Genomic DNA, 21,439 nt, shown 5'->3' on the forward strand with positions numbered 1-21,439 from the left:
TTTAGTCATGGGACTCGAAGAAAAGCTGCCGAGCGGCTTCCTGCTGACCACCGTCGAGCAGGCCGCGGGCTGGGTGCGCAAGTCGTCCGTCTTCCCCGCCACCTTCGGCCTCGCGTGCTGCGCCATCGAGATGATGACCACCGGCGCCGGCCGCTACGACCTGGCGCGCTTCGGCATGGAGGTCTTCCGCGGCTCGCCGCGGCAGGCGGACCTGATGATCGTCGCGGGCCGGGTCAGCCAGAAGATGGCGCCGGTGCTGCGGCAGGTCTACGACCAGATGCCGAACCCCAAGTGGGTGATCTCCATGGGGGTCTGCGCCTCCTCGGGCGGCATGTTCAACAACTACGCGATCGTCCAGGGCGTCGACCACGTCGTCCCGGTCGACATCTACCTCCCCGGCTGTCCGCCGCGGCCCGAGATGCTGATGGACGCCATCCTCAAGCTCCATCACAAGATCCAGAACTCCAAGCTCGGGGTGAACGCCGAGGAGGCGGCCCGCGAGGCGGAGGAGGCGGCGCTCAAGGCCCTGCCCACCATCGAGATGAAGGGGCTGCTGCGGTGAGCGACGCGAACGGCACCACGGGTGACGCGAACGGGGTGAACCCCGAGAAGGACCTCTCCGCGGAGAACCTCCCGGGCCGGCGCGGGCAGGGCGGCGAGGAGATCCGCGTCCAGCGCGGCATGTTCGGCGCCAACAACGGCGGCGACACCTCCGGGTACGGCGGGCTGGTCCGCTCGGTCCGCCTCCCGGGACCGGCGAGCAGGCCCTACGGCGGCTGGTTCGACGAGGTCGCAGACGAGCTCGAGGGCGCCCTGGAGGAACAGGGACTCGTGCCGGAGAACGCGATCGGGAAGACGGTCGTCGACCGCGACGAACTGACCTTCCACATCGAACGCGAGCACCTGGTCCGCGTCGCCAGGACCCTGCGCGACGACCCGGCCCTGCGCTTCGAGCTGTGCACCGGCGTCAGCGGCGTCCACTACCCGGACGACAAGGGCCGCGAGCTGCACGCCGTCTACCACCTGCGCTCGATCACCCACAACAGGCTGATCCGCCTGGAGGTCAGCGCCCCCGACGGCGACCCGCACATCCCGTCGCTGTTCTCGGTGTATCCGACGAACGACTGGCACGAGCGCGAGACGTACGACTTCTTCGGCATCGTCTTCGACGGTCACCCGGCCCTGACGCGGATCATGATGCCGGACGACTGGCAGGGCCACCCGCAGCGCAAGGACTACCCCCTCGGCGGCATCCCCGTCGAGTACAAGGGCGCCCAGATCCCGGCTCCGGACCAGCGGAGGTCGTACTCATGAGCACTTCGCACGCCTCCCCCCGGGAGACCACCGAAGGCACCGTCTACACCGTCACCGGCGGCGACTGGGACGAGGTCGTCCAGACCGCGGCCCGCGCCGACGACGAGCGCATCGTCGTCAACATGGGTCCGCAGCACCCGTCCACCCACGGGGTGCTCCGCCTGATCCTGGAGATCGACGGCGAGACCGTCACCGAGGCCCGCTGCGGCATCGGCTACCTGCACACCGGCATCGAGAAGAACCTCGAGTACCGGACCTGGACGCAGGGCACGACGTTCGTGACGCGCATGGACTACCTGACGCCCTTCTTCAACGAGACGGCGTACTGCCTCGGCGTCGAGAAGCTCCTCGGCATCGAGGACCAGATCCCGGACCGGGCCTCGATCATCCGGGTCCTGCTGATGGAGCTGAACCGGCTCTCCTCGCACCTGGTGTGCATCGCCACCGGCGGCATGGAGCTCGGCGCCACCACGATCATGATCTACGGCTTCCGCGATCGTGAACTGATTCTCGACATCTACGAGCTGATCACCGGCCTGCGGATGAACCACGCGTACATCCGCCCCGGCGGACTCGCCCAGGACCTGCCGCCGGGCGCGGTGGACCAGATCCGCGAGTTCGTGAAGAAGATGAAGAAGAACCTCCCGGAGTACGACAAGCTCGCCACCGGGAACCCCATCTTCAAGGCCCGCATGCAGGACGTCGGCTACCTCGACCTGGCCGGCTGCATGGCCCTCGGCGCAACCGGCCCGATCCTGCGCTCCACCGGCCTGCCCCACGACCTGCGCAAGACCCAGCCGTACTGCGGTTACGAGACGTACGACTTCGACATCCCGACCGCCGACACCTGCGACTCCTACGGCCGGTTCCTGATCCGGCTGGAGGAGATGCGCCAGTCGCTGCGGATCGTCGAGCAGTGCCTGGACCGGCTCCAGCCCGGCCCGGTCATGGTCGCCGACAAGAAGATCGCCTGGCCCGCCCAGCTCGCGCTCGGACCGGACGGACTGGGCAACTCGCTGGACCACATCAAGAAGATCATGGGCACCTCCATGGAGGCCCTGATCCACCACTTCAAGCTGGTCACCGAGGGCTTCCGCGTGCCGCCGGGCCAGACCTACGCGGCGGTCGAGTCGCCCAAGGGCGAGCTCGGGGTGCACGTCGTCTCCGACGGCGGCACCCGCCCCTACCGGGTCCACTTCCGCGACCCGTCCTTCACCAACCTTCAGGCCATGGCGGCGATGTGCGAGGGCGGCCAGGTCGCCGACGTCATCGTCGCGGTGGCGTCCATCGACCCCGTGATGGGAGGCGTCGACCGGTGACCACCTCTTCTTCGGAGCGGGGCGTCAGCCTGGGCATGCCGGAACTGCCCGCGCCCGCGTACCCGGACGACGTCCGGGCCCGGCTGGAGGCCGACGGGCGCGAGATCATCGCCCGCTACCCGGACTCCCGCTCCGCCCTCCTGCCCCTGCTGCACCTCGTGCAGTCGGAGGAAGGCCACGTCACGCGCACCGGCATGCAGTTCTGCGCGGACCTGCTCGGCCTGACCACGGCCGAGGTCACGGCGGTCGCGACCTTCTACACCATGTACCGGCGCGGGCCGAGCGGCGACTACCAGGTCGGCGTCTGCACCAACACGCTGTGCGCGGTCATGGGCGGCGACGCGATCTTCGAGTCCCTCCAGGAGCACCTGGGCGTCGGCAACGGCGGGACCACCGACGACGGCAAGGTCACGCTGGAGCACATCGAGTGCAACGCGGCCTGCGACTTCGCCCCGGTCGTGATGGTCAACTGGGAGTTCTTCGACAACCAGACCCCCCAGAGCGTCCGGCACCTCGTCGACGACCTGCGTGCGGGACGGCCCGTGACCCCCACCCGCGGGGCGCCGCTGTGCACCTTCAAGGAGACCGCCCGGATCCTGGCGGGCTTCCCCGACGAGCGCGCCGGCGCCGTCGCGGCCGGCGGCAGCGCGGGCCCCGCCTCCCTGGCCGGGCTGAAGCTGGCCAAGGGCGAGACGTCCGGCGCGCGCGTGGTGCACCCGCGGGACGGCGGACCGCACGACGCGGCGCAGGACCGGGCCGTGCACGACCCGTCGCCGCAGGAGCACCTCAGCTCGCACGACGCGCCGCAGGACACATCGGCCTCCGACCCGGCGCACCCGGCCGGGCCCGCAGCCGAGGAGGGGGAGTGATGACCTTGGCAGCAGAAATCAAGGACCACAGCCCGGAGAAGCTGCTCGCACCCGTGCTGTCGTCCTTCTGGGACGAGGACGAGTCCTGGACCCTGGACGTCTACCGCAGGCACGAGGGGTACGAGGGGCTCCGCAAGGCGCTGGCGATGTCGCCGGACGACCTGATCGCGTACGTCAAGGACTCCGGTCTGCGCGGCCGCGGCGGCGCCGGGTTCCCGACGGGGATGAAGTGGCAGTTCATCCCCCAGGGGGACGGCAAGCCGCACTACCTCGTCGTCAACGCCGACGAGTCGGAGCCGGGGACCTGCAAGGACATCCCGCTCCTCTTCGCGAACCCGCACAGCCTCATCGAGGGCATCGTCATCGCGTGCTACGCCATCCGGTCGTCGCACGCCTTCATCTACCTGCGCGGCGAGGTCGTCCCCGTGCTGCGGCGGCTGCACGAGGCCGTGCGCGAGGCCTACGCGGCGGGCTTCCTCGGCGAGAACGTCCTGGGCAGCGGACTCGACCTGGAACTCACCGTGCACGCGGGCGCGGGCGCGTACATCTGCGGTGAGGAGACCGCGCTGCTCGACTCGCTCGAGGGCCGCCGCGGCCAGCCGAGGCTCCGGCCCCCCTTCCCCGCCGTCGCGGGCCTCTACGCGTGCCCCACCGTGGTGAACAACGTCGAGTCGATCGCGTCGGTTCCCGCCATCCTGAACAAGGGCAAGGACTGGTTCAGGTCGATGGGCAGCGAGAAGTCCCCGGGCTTCACGCTCTACTCGCTCAGCGGCCACGTCGCGACCCCCGGCCAGTACGAGGCCCCGCTCGGCATCACCCTGCGCCAGCTCCTCGACATGAGCGGCGGGATGCGCCCCGGCCACCGGCTGAAGTTCTGGACGCCGGGCGGCTCCTCGACCCCGATGTTCACCGACGAGCACCTCGACGTCCCCCTCGACTACGAAGGAGTGGGCGCCGCCGGCTCCATGCTCGGCACCAAGGCGCTCCAGTGCTTCGACGAGACGACCTGCGTGGTGCGCGCCGTCACCCGCTGGACCGAGTTCTACGCCCACGAGTCCTGCGGCAAGTGCACGCCCTGCCGTGAAGGCACCTACTGGCTCGTGCAGTTGCTGCGCGACATCGAGGCCGGCAAGGGCGCGATGAGCGACCTCGACAAGCTGAACGACATCGCCGACAACATCAACGGCAAGTCCTTCTGCGCCCTCGGCGACGGTGCCGCCTCGCCGATCTTCTCCTCGCTGAAGTACTTCCGCGAGGAGTACGAGCAGCACATCACGGGCCGCGGCTGCCCCTTCGACCCGGCCAGGTCCACGGCCTGGGCCGACCACCGTACGGAGGTGAACGCATGACCGTGACCACGAGCGCACCCTCCGGCGGTGGGGACGCGGCGGTCCCGCCCGAGGACCTCGTGTCGCTGACGATCGACGGCGTCGAGATCAGCGTGCCCAAGGGCACCCTGGTCATCCGGGCCGCCGAGCAGCTCGGCATCGAGATCCCCCGGTTCTGCGACCACCCGCTCCTCGACCCGGCCGGCGCCTGCCGCCAGTGCATCGTCGAGGTCGAGGGCCAGCGCAAGCCCATGGCGTCCTGCACCATCACCTGCACCGACGGGATGGTGGTCAAGACCCAGCTCACCTCGCCCGTCGCCGAGAAGGCCCAGCACGGGGTGATGGAGCTGCTGCTCATCAACCACCCGCTGGACTGCCCGGTCTGCGACAAGGGCGGCGAATGCCCCCTGCAGAACCAGGCCATGTCGCACGGCCAGGCCGACTCCCGCTTCGAGGGCAGGAAGCGGACCTACGAGAAGCCGGTGCCGATCTCGACGCAGGTGCTGCTCGACCGCGAGCGGTGCGTGCTCTGCGCCCGCTGCACCCGGTTCTCCAACCAGGTCGCCGGCGACCCGATGATCGAGCTGATCGAGCGGGGCGCGCTCCAGCAGGTCGGCACCGGCGAGGGCGACCCCTTCGAGTCGTACTTCTCCGGCAACACCATCCAGATCTGCCCGGTCGGCGCGCTCACCTCGGCGGCGTACCGGTTCCGCTCCCGCCCGTTCGACCTGATCTCCTCGCCGTCCGTGTGCGAGCACTGCTCCGGCGGCTGCGCGACCCGCACCGACCACCGGCGCGGCAAGGTCATGCGACGCCTCGCGGCCGACGACCCCGAGGTCAACGAGGAGTGGATCTGCGACAAGGGGCGGTTCGCCTTCCGGTACGCGCAGCAGCGCGACCGGCTGGAGACGCCCCTGGTGCGCAACGCCGAGGGCGACCTGGAACCGGCCTCCTGGCCGGAGGCCCTGCAGATCGCCGCGCAGGGACTGCTCGCCTCACGGGGCCGGACCGGTGTGCTGACCGGCGGCCGGCTCACCGTCGAGGACGCCTACGCGTACAGCAAGTTCGCGCGCGTGGCGCTCGACACCAACGACATCGACTTCCGCGCGCGCGTGCACAGCTCCGAGGAGGCCGACTTCCTGGCCGCCCGGATCGCCGGACGCGGCCGAGACCTGGACGGCACGGGCGTCACGTACACCGCGCTGGAGAAGGCGCCGGCCGTGCTGCTGGTCGGGTTCGAGGCCGAGGAGGAGGCGCCCGGCGTCTTCCTGCGGCTGCGCAAGGCCTGGCGCAAGCACGGGCTGAGGGTCTACTCCCTGGCCACCCACGCCACCCGGGGCCTGGAGAAGGCCGGCGGCACGCTGCTGCCCGCCGCTCCCGGCACCGAGACCGAGTGGCTGGACGCGCTCGCGAGCGGCGTCGGCCTGGAGGACGGCGGCGCCCAGGCCGCCGAGGCGCTGCGCGCCGAGGGCGCCGTGATCCTCGTCGGCGAGCGGCTGGCGTCCGTGGCCGGCGGCCTCACCTCCGCCGTACGGACCGCCACCGCGACCGGCGCCCGGCTGGTGTGGATCCCGCGCCGGGCCGGGGAGCGCGGCGCGATCGAGGCGGGCGCACTGCCGTCGCTGCTGCCGGGCGGGCGCCCCGCGACCGACCCGCGTGCCCGCGCCGAGGTCGCCGCGGCCTGGGGCCTGGCCGACCTTCCGCACGGCCACGGCCGCGACACCGGCGAGATCGTCGAGGCCGCCGCCCGCGGTGAACTCCAGGCGCTGCTGGTGGCGGGCGTCGAGATCGCCGACCTGCCCGACCCGGCACGCGCGCGTGCGGCACTCGCCGAGGCGGGCTTCGTGGTGTCGCTGGAGCTGCGGCCCAGCGAGGTCACCGCGCACGCCGACGTGGTCCTGCCCGTCGCCGCGGTCGCCGAGAAGGCGGGGACCTTCCTCAACTGGGAGGGCAGGGGACGCTCCTTCGAGGCCGCCCTCAAGCCCGACCAGATGACCCGCCGCGTCGCACCCACCGACGGGCGAGTGCTCCAGATGCTCGCCGACGCCATGGACGTCCACCTGGGCCTGCCGGATCTGCGCACCACGCGCGCGGAGATCGACCGGCTCGGCGCCTGGGACGGCCCGCGGGCCGGCGAGCCGCTGCGCACCGCGAGCGCGCTGCCCCGGCCGGCCGCCGGGGAGGCCGTGCTCGCCGGGCACCGGCTGCTGCTCGACCGGGGCCTCCTCCAGCAGGGCGACGAGGCGCTCGCCGGCACCCGGCACGCCGCACGCGCGCGCGTGTCGGCCGCCACGGCCGCCGAGGCGGGCGTCAAGGACGGCGACCTCCTCGCCGTCACCGGACCCGCCGGGGCCGTCACCCTCCCGCTCCAGGTCACCGAGATGCCCGACCGGGTGGTCTGGCTCCCGCTGAACTCGGCCGGCGACGGCGTCGCCTCCGACGCCGGGGTGCTGCCCGGAACCCTCGTCCGCATCGGCCCGGCCACGCTCGCGGGCGAGGCCCCCAAGGAGGTGGAGGCATGAGCCCGTACCTCGCCGCTGAAGACCTCTCCATGTTCGGCACCGACCCCTGGTGGCTGGTGGCGGTCAAGGCGGTCTTCTGCTTCGCCTTCCTGATGGTGACCGTGCTGTTCTCCATCGTGTGGGAGCGCAAGGTCGTCGCCTGGATGCAGCTGCGCATCGGCCCCAACCGGCACGGCCCCTGGGGCATGCTCCAGTCCCTCGCCGACGGCATCAAGCTGATGCTGAAGGAAGACGTCGTCGTCAAGCGCGCCGACAAGGCGGTGTACGTCCTGGCGCCGATCGTCGCGGCCATCCCGGCCTTCATGGCGATCGCGGTGATCCCCTTCGGGCCCGCCGGCAACGAGGTCTCGATCTTCGGCCACCGCACCGCCATGCAGCTCACGGACCTGCCGATCGCGATGCTGTTCATCCTCGCGGTCGCCTCCGTCGGCATCTACGGCATCGTGCTCGCCGGATGGAGCTCCGGATCGACGTACCCGCTGCTCGGCGGCCTGCGGTCCTGCGCGCAGATGATCTCCTACGAGATCGCGATGGGCGCCGCGTTCGCCTCGGTGTTCCTCTACTCCGGTTCGATGTCGACCTCGGAGATCGTCGCCCAGCAGAGCGACCGCTGGTACATCGTGCTGCTGCCGGTCTCCTTCATCCTCTACATCGTCACGATGGTCGGCGAGACCAACCGCGCCCCCTTCGACATGCCGGAGTCCGAGGGCGACCTGGTGGGCGGCTTCAACACCGAGTACTCGTCGATCAAGTTCGCGATGTTCATGCTCGCCGAGTACGTGAACATGGTGACGGTCTCGGCGGTCGCCACCACGCTGTTCCTCGGCGGCTGGCGGGCCCCGTGGCCGGTCAGCACCTTCTGGGAGGGTGCCAACCACGGCTGGTGGCCGCTGCTCTGGTTCGTCGTCAAGGTCCAGCTGCTGCTGTTCTTCTTCATCTGGCTGCGCGGCACGCTCCCGCGCGTGCGCTACGACCAGCTGATGAAGCTCGGCTGGAAGGTCCTCATCCCCGTCTCCCTGGTCTGGCTGATGCTGGTCGCGACCGTGCGGGCCATGCGGAACGAGAACTACGGCTTCACCGACATCGCCCTCTACATCGGCGGCGCCGTCCTGGCCCTGCTGCTGCTGTCCTTCGTCGCCGACATCTACCGCGACAAGGGCAAGGGCGCCGAGGAGCCCGCCGGGGAACCGGCCGCCTTCGACCCGATGGCCGGCGGGTTCCCCGTGCCGCCGATGCCCGGGCAGGAGCTGCCCCCGGTACCGCGGCGCCGCCCGCGCCGGGACCGGGAGCTGATTGTCAGTGGCGGACCCGATACTCAGAGTGACGGACCTGTGGGCGGATCCACGGATGGAAAGGAGGCGTCCGATGGCTGAGGAACCGAAGGAGACCGACCCCGGTTTCCTGAACCCCGTGGCCGGCTTCGGCGTGACCTTCAAGGCCATGTTCAAGAAGCGGCTCACCGAGCAGTACCCGGAGCAGCGCAAGACCACCGCTCCGCGCTTCCACGGACGGCACCAGCTCAACCGCCATCCGGACGGCCTGGAGAAGTGCGTCGGCTGCGAGCTGTGCGCCTGGGCGTGCCCCGCCGACGCGATCTACGTGGAGGGCGCCGACAACACGGACGAGGAGCGCTACTCCCCGGGCGAGCGGTACGGCCGCGTCTACCAGATCAACTACGCCCGCTGCATCCTGTGCGGCCTGTGCATCGAGGCGTGCCCCACGCGCGCGCTGACGATGACCAACGAGTTCGAGCTGGCCGACTCCACCCGTGCCGACCTCATCTTCACCAAGGAACAGCTGCTCGCCGGCCTGGAGGAGGGCATGGTCGACTCGCCCCACGCCATCTACCCGGGGACGGACGAGCAGGACTACTACCGCGGCCTGGTCACCGAGGCCGCGCCCGGTACCGAGCAGCAGGTCGCCCACTCCAAGGGCGAGGTCGTCCAGGAGGCGGCCTCGACCTTCGGCGCGGAGGAGCCGGCGTCGGAGAAGGTGATCCGCCGATGAGCGCGCAGCTCGCCGCCGCGGCGACTCTCTCCGCCGGCACCTCCACCGGCGAGGCCGTCCAGTTCTGGATCCTCGGCACGGTCGCGGTGATCGGCGCCCTGTGCACCGTCTTCATGAAGAAGGCCGTGCACAGCGCGCTCTGCCTCGCCGGGACCATGATCGTCCTGGCGGTGTTCTACCTCGCCAACGGCGCCTACTTCCTCGGCATCGTGCAGATCGTCGTCTACACCGGCGCGGTCATGATGCTGTTCCTGTTCGTGGTGATGCTCGTCGGCGTCACCGCGGCGGACTCCCTGAAGGAGACCATCAAGGGCCAGCGCTGGCTGGCCCTGGCCTGCGGGCTCGGCTTCGGCGTCCTGCTGTTCGCCGGCATCGGCAACGCGTCCCTCAAGGAGTTCGACGGCCTCGGCCGGGCCAACGCGGGCGGCAACGTGGAGGGCATCGCGTCCCTCATCTTCACCAGGTACGTCTTCGCCTTCGAGATCACCGGCGCCCTGCTCATCACGGCCGCCGTCGGTGCCATGGTGCTCACCCACCGCGAGCGCACCGAGCGGGCCAGGACGCAGCGCGAGCTGTCCGAGCAGCGCGTCCGCGACGGCAAGTACCTGCCGCCGCTGCCGGCGCCCGGCGTCTACGCCCGGCACAACGCGGTCGACATCGCGGGCCTGCTGCCCGACGGCACCCCGTCCGAGCTGACCGTCAGCAAGACGCTGCGCGACCGCGGCCAGGTCCGCGACGTCTCGATGGAGGCGCTCAACGACCTCAAGGCCCTGGAGCAGCGCGCCGAGGAGCGCCTGGAGCGCGGGGCGGTCGGGCCGGCCACCTTCAAGCGGTCCGAGGAGGCGTCGAAGTGAACCCCGTCAACTACCTCTACCTCGCAGCCCTGTTGTTCACGATCGGCGCCACCGGCGTGCTGATCCGGCGCAACGCGATCGTGGTCTTCATGTGCGTCGAGCTGATGCTCAACGCCTGCAACCTCGCGTTCGTCGCCTTCTCCCGGATGCACGGCAACCTCGACGGCCAGATCATCGCCTTCTTCACGATGGTCGTCGCCGCCGCCGAGGTCGTGGTCGGGCTCGCGATCATCGTGTCCCTGTTCCGTTCCCGCCACTCGGCCTCGGTCGACGACGCCAGCCTGATGAAGTTGTGAGGGGCTGAACCGTGACAAACCTGATTGCGCTGCTGGTGGCGGCGCCCCTGCTCGGAGCCGCGGTCCTCTTGTGCGGCGGCCGGCGGCTGGACGCCGTCGGCCACTGGATCGGCACGCTGCTGGCCGCGGCGTCGTTCGTGATCGGCGTCGTCCTCTTCACCGACATGCTCGGCAGCGGCGCCGAGGACCGCACCCTGACGCAGCACCTGTTCAGCTGGATCCCGGTGGAGGGCTTCCAGGCGGACGTCGCCTTCCGGCTCGACCAGCTGTCGATGACGTTCGTCCTGCTGATCACCGGCGTCGGCTCGCTGATCCACCTGTACTCGGTCGCGTACATGGAGCACGACGAGCGGCGCCGCCGCTTCTTCGGCTACCTGAACCTGTTCCTCGCGGCGATGCTGATCCTCGTCCTCGCCGACAACTACCTGCTGCTGTACGTCGGCTGGGAGGGTGTCGGTCTGGCCTCCTACCTGCTGATCGGTTTCTGGCAGCACAAGCCCAGCGCGGCCACGGCCGCGAAGAAGGCCTTCCTGGTCAACCGCGTCGGCGACATGGGGCTGTCGATCGCGATCATGCTGATGTTCCTCTGGTTCGGCACCTTCGCCTTCGGGCCGGTGCTCGGCTCGCTGGAGGAGCCCGGCCTCGCGGGGCAGGCCGGCGAGGGCAAGCTCACCGCGATCGCGCTGATGCTGCTGCTCGCCGCCTGCGGCAAGTCGGCCCAGGTGCCGCTGCAGTCCTGGCTCGGTGACGCGATGGAGGGCCCGACCCCGGTCTCCGCCCTCATCCACGCCGCGACCATGGTGACCGCGGGCGTGTACCTGATCGTCCGCTCGGCGGCCGTCTTCAACGGCGCTCCGGACGCCCAACTGGTCGTCACGATCGTGGGCGCGGTCACGCTCCTGTTCGGTGCGATCGTCGGTTGCGCGAAGGACGACATCAAGAAGGCGCTGGCCGGTTCCACCATGTCGCAGATCGGCTACATGGTGCTGGCCGCGGGCCTCGGCCCCATCGGCTACGTCTTCGCGATCATGCACCTGGTGACGCACGGCTTCTTCAAGGCCGGGCTGTTCCTCGGCGCCGGTTCCGTCATGCACGGCATGAACGACGAGGTCGACATGCGGCGCTACGGCGGCCTGCGGAAGTACATGCCGGTCACCTTCGTCACCTTCGGCCTCGGCTACCTCGCCATCATCGGCTTCCCGGGCCTGTCCGGCTTCTTCTCCAAGGACAAGATCATCGAGGCGGCGTTCGCCAAGGGCGGCACCGATGGCTGGATCCTCGGCGCCTGCGCCCTGCTGGGCGCGGCCATCACCGCGTTCTACATGACGCGCGTGATGCTGATGACGTTCTTCGGCGAGGAGCGCTGGCGTCAGGCTCCGACGCCGTCCCCGGCCGCGCCCGATGTCGAGCCGGCCGCCGAGACACGCGGCGAGTACGAACCACCCCACCCGCACGAGTCCCCGAAGATCATGACGATCCCGATGATCGTGCTGGCCGTCGGGTCGGTGGCCGGCGGCGCCTTCTTCAGCATCGGCGACCGCTTCCTGCACTGGCTGGAGCCCGTCACCGGGCACAGCCACGGCGACGCGCCGATCGGCGCCGGGACGATCACCGGAGCGACCGTCGCCTGCATGGTCATCGGCGTCGCGATCGCCTGGGCGCAGTACGGGCGCCGTCCGGTCCCGGCCGTCGCCCCGCGCGGGTCGCTGCTCACCCGGGCCGCCCGGCGCGACCTGCTCCAGGACGACTTCAACCACGTGGTCCTGGTGCGCGGCGGCGAGCACCTCACCCGCTCGCTGGTCTACGTCGACCACACCCTGGTCGACGGGGTCGTCAACGGCACGGCGGCCTCGGTCGGCGGCCTGTCCGGGCGGATGCGCAAGCTGCAGAACGGCTTCGCGCGCTCGTACGCGGTCTCGATGTTCGGCGGTGCGGCGGTCCTCGTCGCCGCGACCCTGCTGATGAGGGCGGTCTGATACCGATGTCCTTTCCCCTGCTGACAGCGACGGCGGTGGTCCCGGCCGTCGGGGCGATCGCCACGGCGGCCGTGCCGGCCGCCAAGCGCGGCTTCGCCAAGTGGCTGGCGCTGGCCTTCTCGATCGCCACGTTCGTCCTCGCGGAGCTGGTGGTCGTCCGCTTCGATCCCGGCGGCGCCCGCTACCAGCTCACCGAGTCGCACTCCTGGATCGCGGAGTTCGGGGTGCGGTACGAGCTGGGCGTGGACGGCATCGCCGTGGCGCTCATCGCGCTGACCACCCTGCTCGTCCCCTTCATCATCCTCGCGGGCTGGCACGACGCGGACCCGCTGGAGACCGGCAGCAAGCGGTGGCGGCCGACGCAGGGCTTCTTCGCCCTGATCCTGGCCGTCGAGGCGATGGTGATCATCTCCTTCGAGGCCACCGACGTCTTCCTCTTCTACATCTTCTTCGAAGCCATGCTGATCCCGCTGTACTTCCTGATCGGCGGCTTCGGGGACCGGGCGCACGAGCACGGCGAGAAGGCGGCCGCCACCCAGCGGTCGTACGCGGCGGTGAAGTTCCTCCTCTACAACCTGGCCGGCGGTCTGATCATGCTGGCCGCGGTGATCGGGCTCTACGTGGTCGCCGGGAACTTCTCCCTCACGGAGATCGCCGAGGCGCGGGCCAACGGCTCGCTGGACATGGCGACCAACACCGAGCGCTGGCTGTTCCTGGGCTTCTTCTTCGCCTTCGCGGTGAAGGCGCCGATGTGGCCCCTGCACACCTGGCTGCCCAACGCGATGGGGGAGGCCACCGCGCCGGTCGCGGTGCTCATCACCGCGGTGGTCGACAAGGTGGGCACCTTCGCGATGCTCCGCTTCTGCCTCCAGCTGTTCCCGGAGGCGAGCAAGTGGGCGACGCCGGTGATCCTCGTCCTGGCGTTGGTCAGCATCATCTACGGGGCGCTGCTCGCGGTCGGCCAGCGTGACATCAAGCGCCTGATCGCCTACGCGTCGATCTCGCACTTCGGCTTCATCATCATGGGCATCTTCGCGATGACCAGCCAGGGCCAGTCCGGCGCGACGCTGTACATGCTCAACCACGGGATCTCGACCGCCGTGCTGATGCTGATCGCCGGCTTCCTGATCTCCCGGCGCGGCTCGCGGCTCATCTCCGACTACGGCGGTGTGCAGAAGGTCGCCCCGGTGCTCGCCGGCACGTTCCTGATCGGCGGTCTGGCCACGTTGTCCCTGCCGGGTCTCGCGCCGTTCGTCAGCGAGTTCCTGGTGCTGGTGGGCACGTTCACGCGCTATCCGGTGATCGGCATCATCGCCACCTTCGGCATCGTGCTCGCCGCGCTCTACACCCTCGTCCTCTACCAGCGGACGATGACCGGGCCGGTGAAACCCGAGGTGAGGGCCATGCCCGACCTGCGGGTGCGTGAGCTGGTGGTCGTGGCTCCGCTGGTGGCGCTGCTGATCTTCCTCGGCGTCTACCCGAAGCCCGTCACGGACATCGTCAACCCGGCGGTGCAGCAGACCATGTCCGACGTACACAAGAAGGACCCCCAGCCCGAGGTGGAGGCGGCCAAGTGAGCGCATCAGCCGTCCACAGCCTGTGGACAACGGCGGCAACGGCGGCCGACCCGATCGCGAAGATCGACGCACCGAAGATCGAGTACGGGCAGCTCGCGCCCACGCTCATCGTCATCGGCGCGGCGGTCGTCGGAATCCTGATCGAGGCCTTCGTGCCGCGCAGGTCCCGCTATTACGCACAGGTATTCGTATCCGTCGTCGCGCTCGTCGCCGCCTTCGCCGCGGTCGTCGCGCTCGCGGCGCGCGGGTACGGCACGACCAAGGCGGGCATCGCGGCGATGGGCGCCATTGCCGTCGACGGACCGGCCCTCTTCCTCCAGGGCACGATCCTGCTGGCGGCGCTGGTCGGCCTGTTCACCTTCGCCGAGCGCCGGCTCGACCCGGAGACGCACGGCAACCGTGTCGACTCCTTCGCCGCGCAGGCCGCGGCCGTGCCGGGCAGCGAGAGCGAGCAGAAGGCGGTGAAGGCCGGGTTCACCACCACCGAGGTGTTCCCGCTGCTGCTCTTCGCCGTCGCCGGCATGCTGGTCTTCCCGGCGGCCAACGACCTGCTGACGCTCTTCGTCGCCCTGGAGGTCCTCTCCCTCCCGCTGTACCTGCTGTGTGCCCTGGCCCGGCGCAAGCGGCTGTTGTCGCAGGAGGCGGCGGTCAAGTACTTCCTGCTCGGCGCGTTCGCCTCCGCGTTCACCCTCTTCGGCATCGCCCTGCTCTACGGCTACGCGGGCTCGATGTCGTACGGCAGGATCGCGCAGGTCGTCGACGGCACCGTGCAGGGCGTCACCCCGGCGCTCGCCGGGACCATGGGCAACGACGCGCTGCTGCTCGTCGGGTCCGCGCTGATCGTCATGGGCCTGCTGTTCAAGGTGGGCGCGGTGCCGTTCCACATGTGGACGCCGGACGTGTACCAGGGTGCGCCGACGCCGGTGACCGGCTTCATGGCGGCGGCGACCAAGGTCGCGGCCTTCGGCGCCCTGCTCCGCATCCTCTACGTCGTCCTGCCCGGCCTGCGCTGGGACTGGCGGCCGGTGATGTGGGCGGTGGCGATCGTCACCATGCTGGGCGGCGCGATCGTGGCGATCACCCAGACGGACATCAAGCGGCTGCTGGCGTACTCGTCGATCGCGCACGCGGGCTTCATCCTCGCGGGTGTCATCGCGACCACGCCGGACGGCGTCTCGTCCGTCCTCTTCTACCTGGCCGCGTACTCCTTCGTGACGATCGGCGCCTTCGCGGTGGTCACGCTGGTGCGCGACGCGGGCGGTGAGGCGACGCACCTGTCGAAGTGGGCCGGGCTCGGGCGCAGGTCGCCGCTGGTGGCGGCCGTGTTCGCGGTGTTCCTGCTCGCCTTCGCGGGCATCCCGCTGACCTCCGGGTTCGCGGGGAAGTTCGCCGTCTTCAAGGCGGCGGCGGAGGGCGGCGCGGCCCCGCTGGTCGTGGTCGGTGTGATCTCGTCGGCGATCGCGGCGTTCTTCTACATCCGCGTGATCGTGCTGATGTTCTTCAGCGAGCCGCGGCCCGAGGGCCCGACGGTCGCGGTGCCGTCCCCGCTGACCATGACGGCGATCGGCGTCGGGGTGGCGGTCACGGTGGTGCTCGGCGTGGCCCCGCAGTACTTCCTGGACCTCGCGGGCCAGGCGGGGGTGTTCGTCCGCTGACGCGGGCGTCCCCCGGCACGGACACGACGGCGACCCGGCACCCTGGTGGGGGTACCGGGCCGCCGTCGTGTGTGCGGCTATTCGCCGCGGCGGGGCCGGGCCCGGATGGCTGTCAGGTCCAGCGTCACGGGGAAGGGTGCGTCCAGTTTCATCTGCTCACGGAAGATGCCGACGCTCGTGTAGGCGCCCGTGGTCGGCTCCAGCTCGAAGGCGTGGACGACGGCGAGCCCCTTCTCGCTCTCGACACGCCAGTAGTGCGGAATCTTGGCCCTGGCGTACTTCAAGGGCTTGGTCTCGCGGTCTCGTGAGACCGAGTCGGTGGAGACGACCTCGACTGCCAGCAGGACAGCGGCTGCGGGAAACCGGGTCTGCGCCGTCTCCGTCCAGGCGTCGGCCTGCAGGACGATGACGTCCGGTTCCGGTCTGTTCTGTGCGTCGATGTCGATCGTGAACTCACGGAAGACCTCGAACTCGACAGGTGCCAGCGACTGCAACTGCCATTTGAAGAAGTCGACAGCTCGTTCATGAAAGGCGGTCTGCGGACTCACGAAGACCAGGCTCCCGTCGATCAGCTCCGTGTGCGGAGGCAGGTTCGGAAGCCGGTCCAGGTCGTCCGCCGTCCAGCCGCCCTCCGGCGGGATCGGCCAGGCGGGTGCGGACGCCTTCGGTGCGACGCTCATCAGTGCTCCCATGGGACGGAGTCTCGCGGGTGCAATCAGACTATCCGCCGGAAACGGACGGGTCTCCCGCGAACGTGTGAACGAGAACCGTGTCCTTGACGCCCCGGCCCGAGGGCGGCCTGTGGACGGAGCCCGGGCTGTCGGCGCGGGCCCCTATCGTTGGGGCAGTGGTCGGGACAGGACGGGCGCGGCAGGACGTACGGGGGACGGGACGATGGGCGTGATCGGCGAGATGACGGATACGGCAGGGACGACACGGCTGGACAGCGAGACGCTGGCCACGCTGCACCGGGTCTTCGGGTACGAGGCCTTCCGCGGTGAGCAGGAGGCGGTCGTCGACCACGTGGTGGCGGGCGGCGACGCCGTCGTGCTCATGCCCACCGGCGGCGGCAAGTCGCTGTGCTACCAGATCCCGGCCCTGGTCAGGCCCGGCACCGGCATCGTGGTCTCGCCGCTCATCGCCCTCATGCAGGACCAGGTGGACGCGCTGCGGGCCCTCGGCGTGCGGGCCGGGTTCATGAACTCCACGCAGGACTTCGACGAGCGGCGCGTGGTGGAGGCCGAGTTTCTCGCCGGGGAGCTGGACCTGCTGTACCTGGCGCCCGAGCGGCTGCGGCTGCAGAGCACCCTCGACCTGCTCTCCCGCGGCAAGATCTCCCTCTTCGCGATCGACGAGGCGCACTGCGTCTCCCAGTGGGGCCACGACTTCCGGCCCGACTACCTGTCCCTGTCCCTGCTCGGCGAGCGCTGGCCGGACGTGCCCCGGCTCGCGCTCACGGCGACGGCCACCCACGCCACCCACCGCGAGATCACCGAGCGGCTGGACATGCCGGCCGCGCGGCACTTCGTGGCCAGCTTCGACCGGCCCAACATCCAGTACCGGATCGTGCCGAAGACCGACCCCCGGAAGCAGCTGCTGAACTTCCTGCGCGAGGAGCACGCCGGGGACGCGGGCATCGTCTACTGCCTCTCGCGCAATTCCGTCGACAAGACCGCCGAGTTCCTGTCGCGCAACGGCGTCGAGGCCGTGCCGTACCACGCGGGCCTGGACGCGGGCACCCGCGCGGCGCACCAGTCGCGGTTCCTGCGCGAGGAGGGCCTGGTGGTCGTGGCGACCATCGCCTTCGGCATGGGCATCGACAAGCCGGACGTCCGCTTCGTCGCCCACCTGGACCTGCCCAAGTCGGTCGAGGGGTACTACCAGGAGACCGGCCGCGCGGGACGCGACGGACTGCCGTCGACCGCCTGGATGGCGTACGGACTCAACGACGTCGTCCAGCAGCGCAAGCTGATCCAGTCCGGCGAGGGCGACGAGGCGTTCCGCCGCCGGGCGCAGTCCCACCTGGACGCGATGCTGGCCCTGTGCGAGACCGTGCGGTGCCGTCGCGGCCAGCTCCTCGCCTACTTCGGGCAGGACCCGGACCCGGCCGGCTGCGGCAACTGCGACACCTGCATCGCCCCGCCCGAGACCTGGGACGGCACGGTGGCGGCGCAGAAGGTGCTGTCGACCGTGGTGCGGCTGAAGCGGGAGCGCGGGCAGAAGTTCGGCGCCGGGCAGATCATCGACATCCTGCTGGGCAAGCGCACGGCCAAGGTGATCCAGTTCGACCACGACCAGCTCTCCGTGTTCGGCATCGGCGAGGAGCTGACCGAGGGCGAGTGGCGGGGCGTCACCCGGCAGCTGCTGGCCCAGGGACTGCTCGCGGTCGAGGGCGAGTACGGCACGCTGGTGCTGACCGACGCCAGCGGGGCGGTGCTGCGGCGGGAGCGGGAGGTGCCGCTGCGCAAGGAGCCCAAGAAGGAGGCGACGGCCCGGGGGACGGGCGGTTCACGGGGGGACCGCAAGTCCAGGGCCGCCGCGGCCGAGCTGCCCGAGGAACTGCAGCCCGCCTTCGAGGCGCTGCGTGCCTGGCGGGCGGAGCAGGCCCGCGAGCAGGGCGTCCCGGCGTACGTCATCTTCCACGACGCCACGCTGCGGGAGATCGTCACCGCCCGGCCCACCTCGGTCGCGGAGCTCGGCGGGATCAGCGGTGTCGGTGAGAAGAAGCTGGTGACGTACGGGGAGGGCGTGCTGGCGGTGCTCGCCGGGACGGCCGGCGACGCCTCGCCGGCCCCGTCCCCCGCGACCGGCGCCGAGCCCGGCCCGCACGACTGGCCCGAGGACGAGCCGGAGCCGGAGCCCGACGACTGGATGTGAGCACACCCGGGGACTCCGCGGTGCCGCAGCGGCCCGGCACCGGAAAGCCGCGCGGGGATCCGGCTGCGAGGCCGGGTCCGTCTACGTCAGCGCCGTCAGGCCTGGGGCGAAGGTGATCAGCAGGGGGATGAGGGGGACCAGGGCGGCCGTCGCCGTGGTCAGGGCCCGGTGACGGGGGGCCAGGCGGGGCCGGGGCTCCAGGAGGCGGTCGACCCGTTCGCCGAGGAGGCGGTGGCTGGAGGCGCAGGACAGGACGCCCCGGTGCTGGTTGAGCTCGATCAGCGCCAGTGCCGTGGTCAGGTGGCCGCAGCGGCGGGAGGCGGTGTCGTCGGCGGCGAGTTCGACCAGGCGGTGGGTCTGGTCGCAGAAGTGGGAGAAGAGCGGGACCCGCGGGAAGCCGGTCGCCAGCGCGGTGGACAGGTGCAGCAGCCAGTCGTGACGGGCCCGGGCGTGCCCGCGTTCATGGGTGAGCACGGCGTCGAGCTGGTGGTCGGTCAGGCGGTGCAGCGCGCCGGTGGTGACGACCAGCTGGGACGGGCTGCCGGGCATCCACCAGGCGTCCGGGTACTCGTCCTCGAGGACCAGGAGGGGACCGCGGGCCCGGGGGAGCCCGGCCGGCAGGTCGGGGGCGCGTTCGCGCAGATGCGCGCGGGACCGGGCGCGGCGCCGGCGGGCCTCGACGAGCTCGCGGGCCAGCATCGCGGTCGTCCAGGCGGCGCCGCCGGCCAGCAGCAGGGTGAGGGTGGCCGCCCAGGGCGGGCCGGCGGAGAGGTTGTAGGCGGCGGTCACCGCGGGCGGCGCCGGTGCGAACACCTGGGCGCGCACGGTGCCGAAGACGGCGGCGGCACCGAGGACGAGGGACGTCAGGCAGCACAGCAGGACGGTGGCGACCAGGCACTGCCACACCCACAGCGCGACGACGGGGTCCCGCTCGGGCCACGCGGACCGGGTCAGCGCGCGCGGCACCGGCACGGCGGCGGTCGCGGCGACGACGAACAGCAGGAGCAGGCAGACGGTCATGCCACGGGCTCCGGATCCTGGTCGGAAAGGCGGCTCTGGCTGTGGTGCTGTGGTGCTGTGGTGCTGTGCGATGGTGCGTGACGGTGCTGTGGTGCGTGACGGTGCGGTGGTGCTGCGCGACGGTGCGGTGGTGGCCGCGCGGCGGTGCTGTCGTGCTGCGGGCGGTGGTGCTGCCGAGCGGTGCCGTCCGGGCCCGCGCCCCGGGCCGGGCGTACCGCGGCTCCGGCCGTCCCGGCGGGCGGACGTGCCGCGCACACCGCCCGACGCCAGTATGACGGGGACGGGCGGTGCGAGTCAGGTGCCGGCGGACATCGGATGCCCGCGCGGGGCATCCGGGGGCGGTTACCGTCCGACCACGCGCCCGGTCACCTCGCCGAGCCCCACCCGCAGGCCGCCCGGACCCGGTGCCCAGGCCGACAGGGTCACCTCGTCCCCGTCCTCCAGGAAGGTCCGCTTGCCGTCCGGGAGGTCGAGGGGGTCACGGCCGTTCCAGGTCAGTTCGAGCAGCGAACCGCGCTCGCGCTCGGTGGGCCCGCTGACCGTGCCCGATCCGTAGAGGTCGCCGGTGCGCAGGGAGGCACCGTTGACGGTCATGTGGGCCAGCTGCTGGGCGGCGGTCCAGTACATGGTGGAGAACGGCGGCTCGGAGACCACGTGCCCGTTGACCGCGACGGAGATCCGCAGGTCGTAACCGCCCGGCTCCTCCCCGGCGTCGTCCAGGTAGGGCAGCAGCGCGTGGGTGCGCTCCGGCGGGGCCGTCCGGGCCTCGTCCAGGGCGTCCAGCGGTGTGATCCAGGCCGACACCGACGTGGTGAAGGACTTGCCGAGGAACGGGCCGAGGGGGACGTACTCCCAGGCCTGGACGTCCCGCGCGGACCAGTCGTTGAGCAGGCACAGCCCGAAGACGTGCTCGCGGAAGTCGCCGAGCGCCACCGGGCGGCCCAGTTCGGACGGCGTGCCCACCACGAAGCCGACCTCGGCCTCGATGTCGAGGCGGACGGACGGGCCGAAGACGGGGGCGGCGTCGGCCGGGGCCTTGCGCTGCCCGGAGGGCCGTACGACGTCCGTGCCGGAGACGACGACCGTGCCGGCGCGGCCGTGGTAACCGATCGGCAGGTGCTTCCAGTTCGGGGTGAGGGAGTCCTCGGCGTCGGGGCGGAAGATCCGGCCGACGTTCCGGGCGTGGTTCTCGGAGGCGTAGAAGTCGACGTAGTCCGCCACCTCGAAGGGCAGGTGGAGGGTCACCGACGACAGGGGGTGGAACAGGGGCTCCAGGGCCTCCCGGTGGGAGGGCACCGTCACCCAGGCCGTCAGCGCGCGCCGCACGTCCGACCAGGCGGTGCGGCCGGCCGCCAGCAGCGGGTTCAGGGTGGGCCGCGCCAGCAGGGAGGCGTACGGCGATCCGAGCGCGTGGGCCGCCGCGCCCGCGTCCAGGACGTGGTCGCCGAGCCGGACGCCCACCGTCCGCTCCTGCGCGCCGCGGATCGAGAACACGCCGTACGGAAGGTTGTGCGGGCCGAAGGGATCGCCCTCGGGGACATCGAAGGGGGGCATCGGGTGCTGCCTCGCTCTCGTGCTCGCCGTGCGCCACGTGATCCGTGGCCGCGCCACACGTTACGGGTGGCGGACGGGTCTTGGGCAGTGCCGAAAGAGGTGGCGGAGCCGACAGGGGCCGGCGGGCCGGCCGAGGGACGGTGGCGCTCCGCCACCGGACGTGTGCGGGAAGTTGTCCACAGGCCGGGAGGCAATCTTGACGCAGTGGTGCGAACGGGGCGACTCTGGGCGGGTGCCGGAAGGCCTCGGGGAGGGGGCGTTCCGACGGCAC

At 71.1% G+C, this 21,439-nt stretch carries 17 protein-coding genes; 14 read left to right on the forward strand and 3 right to left on the reverse strand.

Translation table 11 applies throughout. From position 1 onward, the window contains the following. Positions 1-7: 7 nt before the first annotated feature. From AC0VYN_RS02605 to nuoN, 13 genes are read left to right on the forward strand one after another with little or no spacing between them, the layout of a single operon-like run. Positions 8-562, forward strand: coding sequence for a NuoB/complex I 20 kDa subunit family protein (locus AC0VYN_RS02605; RefSeq protein ID WP_161166212.1), 555 nt, complete (start codon positions 8-10; stop codon positions 560-562). Continuing rightward, a complete protein-coding gene (locus AC0VYN_RS02610) occupies positions 559-1,314 on the forward strand; it encodes an NADH-quinone oxidoreductase subunit C (protein ID WP_475534608.1) in 756 nt (251 codons plus the stop codon). Before AC0VYN_RS02605 ends, AC0VYN_RS02610 begins: the two co-directional genes overlap by 4 nt. After that, on the forward strand, positions 1,311-2,633 hold the full coding sequence (locus AC0VYN_RS02615; RefSeq protein ID WP_385457932.1) for an NADH-quinone oxidoreductase subunit D: 1,323 nt from the start codon (positions 1,311-1,313) through the stop codon (positions 2,631-2,633). The genes AC0VYN_RS02610 and AC0VYN_RS02615 overlap by 4 nt, the downstream gene beginning before the upstream one ends. After that, positions 2,630-3,502 carry an NADH-quinone oxidoreductase subunit NuoE gene (gene nuoE, locus AC0VYN_RS02620; RefSeq protein ID WP_475534609.1) on the forward strand — a complete coding sequence of 291 codons (873 nt, stop codon included), beginning with the start codon at positions 2,630-2,632 and terminating at the stop codon, positions 3,500-3,502. The genes AC0VYN_RS02615 and nuoE overlap by 4 nt, the downstream gene beginning before the upstream one ends. Next, entirely contained in the window at positions 3,499-4,851 is a 1,353-nt protein-coding gene (nuoF, locus tag AC0VYN_RS02625; protein WP_385457936.1) for an NADH-quinone oxidoreductase subunit NuoF, read from the forward strand. Before nuoE ends, nuoF begins: the two co-directional genes overlap by 4 nt. Then, positions 4,848-7,352: an NADH-quinone oxidoreductase subunit G gene (locus AC0VYN_RS02630; protein ID WP_475534610.1), complete on the forward strand. Its 2,505-nt coding sequence runs from the start codon at positions 4,848-4,850 to the stop codon at positions 7,350-7,352. Before nuoF ends, AC0VYN_RS02630 begins: the two co-directional genes overlap by 4 nt. Continuing rightward, on the forward strand, positions 7,349-8,725 hold the full coding sequence (nuoH, locus tag AC0VYN_RS02635; protein ID WP_475534611.1) for an NADH-quinone oxidoreductase subunit NuoH: 1,377 nt from the start codon (positions 7,349-7,351) through the stop codon (positions 8,723-8,725). Before AC0VYN_RS02630 ends, nuoH begins: the two co-directional genes overlap by 4 nt. Further along, positions 8,718-9,359 (forward strand): NADH-quinone oxidoreductase subunit NuoI, encoded by a 642-nt coding sequence (gene nuoI / locus AC0VYN_RS02640; RefSeq protein WP_451689305.1) that lies wholly within the window; start codon positions 8,718-8,720, stop codon positions 9,357-9,359. Before nuoH ends, nuoI begins: the two co-directional genes overlap by 8 nt. Next, positions 9,356-10,213: an NADH-quinone oxidoreductase subunit J gene (locus AC0VYN_RS02645; protein ID WP_475534612.1), complete on the forward strand. Its 858-nt coding sequence runs from the start codon at positions 9,356-9,358 to the stop codon at positions 10,211-10,213. The genes nuoI and AC0VYN_RS02645 overlap by 4 nt, the downstream gene beginning before the upstream one ends. Further along, positions 10,210-10,509 carry an NADH-quinone oxidoreductase subunit NuoK gene (nuoK, locus tag AC0VYN_RS02650; protein ID WP_004927567.1) on the forward strand — a complete coding sequence of 100 codons (300 nt, stop codon included), beginning with the start codon at positions 10,210-10,212 and terminating at the stop codon, positions 10,507-10,509. The genes AC0VYN_RS02645 and nuoK overlap by 4 nt, the downstream gene beginning before the upstream one ends. An 11-nt stretch (positions 10,510-10,520) precedes the next feature. Further along, positions 10,521-12,485 (forward strand): NADH-quinone oxidoreductase subunit L, encoded by a 1,965-nt coding sequence (nuoL, locus tag AC0VYN_RS02655; protein ID WP_475534613.1) that lies wholly within the window; start codon positions 10,521-10,523, stop codon positions 12,483-12,485. Between the two features lie 5 nt (positions 12,486-12,490). Next, entirely contained in the window at positions 12,491-14,062 is a 1,572-nt protein-coding gene (locus AC0VYN_RS02660; protein WP_475534614.1) for an NADH-quinone oxidoreductase subunit M, read from the forward strand. Further along, a complete protein-coding gene (gene nuoN, locus AC0VYN_RS02665) occupies positions 14,059-15,717 on the forward strand; it encodes an NADH-quinone oxidoreductase subunit NuoN (RefSeq protein WP_475534615.1) in 1,659 nt (552 codons plus the stop codon). The genes AC0VYN_RS02660 and nuoN overlap by 4 nt, the downstream gene beginning before the upstream one ends. 77 nt (positions 15,718-15,794) lie before the next feature. Here the strand turns inward: nuoN and AC0VYN_RS02670 are convergent, their stop codons facing one another. Then, entirely contained in the window at positions 15,795-16,397 is a 603-nt protein-coding gene (locus AC0VYN_RS02670) for a Uma2 family endonuclease (protein WP_451689309.1), read from the reverse strand. Positions 16,398-16,611: 214 nt separating this feature from the next. Between AC0VYN_RS02670 and recQ the strand changes: the two genes are divergently transcribed. Continuing rightward, on the forward strand, positions 16,612-18,594 hold the full coding sequence (gene recQ, locus AC0VYN_RS02675) for a DNA helicase RecQ (protein ID WP_475534616.1): 1,983 nt from the start codon (positions 16,612-16,614) through the stop codon (positions 18,592-18,594). Positions 18,595-18,675: 81 nt separating this feature from the next. Here recQ and AC0VYN_RS02680 read toward each other — a convergent pair whose 3' ends face one another. Together AC0VYN_RS02680 and fahA are read right to left on the reverse strand one after the other, a co-directional pair. After that, on the reverse strand, positions 18,676-19,614 hold the full coding sequence (locus AC0VYN_RS02680; RefSeq protein ID WP_475534617.1) for a M56 family metallopeptidase: 939 nt from the start codon (positions 19,612-19,614) through the stop codon (positions 18,676-18,678). Positions 19,615-19,956: 342 nt separating this feature from the next. Next, entirely contained in the window at positions 19,957-21,168 is a 1,212-nt protein-coding gene (gene fahA / locus AC0VYN_RS02685; protein WP_385457968.1) for a fumarylacetoacetase, read from the reverse strand. Positions 21,169-21,439 lie beyond the last annotated feature (271 nt).

Source organism: Streptomyces sp. 63XJN7_1_ISO-PGPR-S23-121, from assembly GCF_056173025.1.